The sequence below is a fragment of the Ruegeria sp. YTSC199 genome, from assembly GCF_059609725.1.
The window spans coordinates 1-3,903 of record NZ_JBXWMF010000063.1; the positions used below are offsets into that span (position 1 = coordinate 1).

General features: G+C 52.4%; 3 protein-coding genes. All 3 read right to left on the minus strand.

Annotation, left to right across the window (positions count from 1 at the left end; translation table 11 throughout):
- Nucleotides 1–332: 332 nt before the first annotated feature.
- Nucleotides 333–1,190, minus strand: a complete 858-nt coding sequence (locus tag AC2FEE_RS25465) for a DUF302 domain-containing protein (RefSeq protein WP_496868204.1) — start codon at nt 1,188–1,190, stop codon at nt 333–335.
- A 16-nt stretch (nt 1,191–1,206) separates the two neighbouring features.
- Nucleotides 1,207–1,581 (minus strand): DUF4345 domain-containing protein, encoded by a 375-nt coding sequence (locus tag AC2FEE_RS25470; RefSeq protein WP_496868205.1) that lies wholly within the window; start codon nt 1,579–1,581, stop codon nt 1,207–1,209.
- A gap of 132 nt (nt 1,582–1,713) precedes the next feature.
- The gene (locus AC2FEE_RS25475) at nt 1,714–3,276 is read right to left on the minus strand and encodes an arylsulfatase (protein ID WP_496868206.1); all 1,563 of its coding nucleotides are present in this window, start codon (nt 3,274–3,276) and stop codon (nt 1,714–1,716) included.
- Between the last annotated feature and the right edge of the window lie 627 nt (nt 3,277–3,903).

The following is a 3,903-nucleotide window of genomic DNA, read 5'->3' on the forward strand; positions in this document are numbered from 1 at the left end:
TAGCAGTCGATAACAACTGCACTTTGGCACGTTCGATGCCGGTGGAGCAGGAGCCATCCACCTCATCCGCAATGGGCCGTCCTCAAATGCGCAAGCCAACGTAGAAGCATACATGCTGCATTGGCTCCGATGACGGCTCTGAGCCCAAATTGACTGATGCTGCGCGAAGCTCCAATGACAGCAATGTGCAGAAAGCGGCCTTTGCAAAGTTTAACGAACGGCCCAAAGCGTGGTAGGCCTGTTGCGTTGAGAACCGCTGAAATGAACCCAAAGCGGACGACGAAAGGATGGCCAATCGGTATCGGGTTTCTATTGCGTTTCCCATCCAGCGGCTACTCAATTGCCGTGCGAAATGTTGCGGTAAGCCGTTTGTTCAAACCGTGATGAGGTTCGGCTGAAGAACCGTAGTGCAACTCCGCCAAAGCAGCGATGTCATTGAAAATGACTACGGAGCCGGCTTCTTCATTCCCGTAAACCAGTAGTTTTTGGCAAAAGGCATCCAAACCAATTGCCGGAAAGCCCGCCATAGCCACGCCACCGGGTGCTGGTCCGCCGAACAGTAAGAGAACTGCATCCGGCAGTTCCACCCCCAGTTGGGACGCTTCGGTCGCAAAATCAATTTCCCCAAACCAGACAGTATCGTCCTGCCCCATCACAGCTGTCCTGAGACGTTCGACTGCCTCTGGTACGCTGAGCTGAGATCGTAGTTCGATGACCCCATAGTCGGCAAACAACCCGTTGGTCGGCGCCGGTATTGCATCCAAGTCGTTTAGAACTTCGAGCATCTTGCTCTGAAATTCGCGCAACGAAGAGGCGTCCATGAGCTCATGCCGGACTTTGAGAAACTGGGAGTCCGTGTAGGTAATCTGCGGGCGATTATCCTGATCGAAGGAAAGAACGCGAAAAGGAAGGTCCAGGCCTGCTCGCACGTTCTCTTTCAGAATGGGCGTGTTTATCTCTGGATCAGAGAAAATGAGCACACGGGACGCTGGTGTTTCTACGTCTTCGGCCTTAGCCAGGCGCGCGTGATCTATCGATGCGATTGGAGTAGCTCCCGCTTCGTCAACGGCAGTCTCAAGCTTTAAGAAGTTTTCGTCCACCGCAATCTGGACGGATGACGATTGTGCCAGAGCGGATGTCGACACTGATGAAGTTGCAACCATCGAGAAAACAAAGAAAAACCTCAGCACTTTTCCACTTCCTGTTTTACCGCACTTTTTTCAGAGAAACCGCGGCCAGAGCCGCAAAAACTATCTCGGCCGCTAGGTAAAAGAGCAGTATCCCGTTCGGAACTCCATCGATAAGAATGCTTAGTATGCGTCCAACGGCCAGTCCCGACATAAACAAAAAAAGAACCCAAAGCGCCGGTCGTTGTAAATCTGGTTTCGCCACGGCCGCTAACCAAAACAAAGCGTTTGCCAAGTAAAGACCCATAATCGCTCGGAAGACATGCGTCTGGTTCGTTCCTTCCACCGGAAATCCCAGCAAAACTGGGATCGAACTGCCGGGCAACAGACCGTACGATAATGCGATTGGCACGAGGCCGACGGCAGCCAGGAGAAGGACTAGTCTAGCACTCATGGAGGTTTCCTTTTCGTAGAGGTTTCGCTTATTATTTTTGCAAGATTCCTAATCGGTTTTTTCGGGCATCCGATGATCCGAGCCGGATGCCCACGCTGCGGTGAGAAAGGCGTAATTGTTGCCTCGCTTCCTCTACTGAGAGATGCCGCCTTCGGTTGATGTCTGTTCTTCAACATGGTCTTGATTCGCGACCGGCTTCCCGCGCGGAGGGAACTCCTCAAAAGTAGCGAGATGTGCCTGCACTAATCGGGCGGCTGGGCCGAATGCCCACATTTTCTCACCCATCCAGCGGACGTACATCCCGCTTTCCTCCGCAGCTTTCTCGTAAGGATCGCGGCGAAGGTTGAAAAGCAACGGGGCGACTAACTCTTCCTTCGGGCCCGACCAGCCTTGGTTTTGAACGACAAAATGCGCCTTCCAATCGTTGTAGCGTACTGCTTGGAGATCCGTGCCCTGATAGTAAATCAGCTCGCGGCGGCTACTCTCTTCGTCCTCACCGGTCAAGTAAGATAGCTGGTTGTAGCCATCGAGGTGTACTTTGTACCCTTCATAACCATCTAGGAGTTTTTCTCTTAGGTCTGTGGGGCCTCCAGCCGCAGCCACAAATGTTGGCATCCAGTCCATTCCGCTGAAGATACCGTTTAAGACTTGTCCTTCAGGAATTTTGCCCGGCCAGCGAATAATCGCAGGAACCCTAAAGCCACCTTCCCAGGTAGTACCCTTTTCCCCATGAAACGGGGTCGTACCACCATCGGGCCACGTCAGTGTTTCCGGGCCATTGTCGGCGGTGAACATTACTATGGTGTTATCTGCAACTCCCAGATCCTCAAGATGGCTGAGAACGTTACCAACGTTGTTGTCCAACTCCTTCATGACAACATCCTGAAGCCCGCGCCCATTGCCCAACATAGCTTCGTATTCTGGGCTGAGATGGGTCCAAACATGAGCTCGGGCTGGGGCCATCCAAACAAAGAATGGTGTGTCCGACTCTACTGCTCGAGAAATGAAGTCTTTGGTGTAAGATGTCACTTCGTCGTCCAAAGTCTTTTGGCGCTCCGGAGGGGCAGGCCCGTCATCAATGATGCGCTGCTTCCCGACTTTTCCAAAACGCGGATCGACTGTTTCGTCCTCCTCGTCTGTGGCAAAAGAATGAATGATGTTTCGAGGCGCAAATTGCGCGTTGAACTCTGGATCGTTTGGCCAATCCGGATCAGATGTATATTCCATAGCATTCAAGTGATACAGCCAGCCCCAATACTCGTCGAAACCTTTTGTAGTCGGCAGGAATTCGTTGAGATCGCCCAGGTGGTTTTTTCCGAATTGCCCCGTCGTGTACCCCAACTTTTTTAAGAACATCGGAAGCGTCGGATCACCTGGGTTTAACCCTATCGGATCCCCCGGCAGCCCTACAGTGTGCATCCCAGTCCTAATGGGCAATTGTCCAGTCATGAAAGCTGATCGACCGGCAGTACAACTTGGCTCGGCATAATAATCTGTGAGACGAGCACCCTCTAGCGAGAGACGATCTAAGTTCGGCGTCTCTATACTTTTGACACCCCCATGGTAAACGCCGACGCTCGCCCAGCCCACGTCATCTGCCATGATTACTAGAATGTTGGGCGGCGCATGCTCGTCGGCAAGAGCTCCAGTGAAAGCAAAGCAGACCGCACCCGCTACTGAGATAAGCTTGTTCATTAAGACCTCCCGGCGTGTTTTTTCTTACCCAACGATAGAAAAAACATCGGCTTGGAGGAATAGTGTAATTTGTCAACTTTTAAGGCTCAGCATCTGTAGTGTAAGAAATTTCTTCGACCAAAATGCCCGCCAAGCCGGAATTGCAAAGTCCTGGGTTGAATGTCCGGTTTGGGCTGAGACCGGTCCTCAACAACCATTGAGCCTATGGCAACTTTGTCCCGCGATGTGTGAATTCGTTAGCAGTTAAATTATGCGCTTGCAGCGAATGACCGCAAAGCGGGCTGCGACCGCAGAATCTTGCCTGGGTGCTCAATGCCGGAAAGGGCCGAGATTTCCCAACGCGGGATGCGAAGCCAAAATGATACTTCGCTGGTGGCTGACGACTTATCTAACTGCAAAGCTTCGGAGATCCCGCGCTCCTGATTTCCCGGCCATAGAACATGTGACCGATCCCGGCCCAGAAAGCCGCAGCTTCACACATGGGACATGGCCTAGAAGATGAGTACATGACCGCTCTACTCAAATCTCGGTTATTGAGACGGCGCGCCGCGGGTTCTGTTGCAAACTTTTGACCATTGGAGCTGGGCAGGTTAGGCGGTGGCTGGCCAACCGTATTCACCAGTTGAA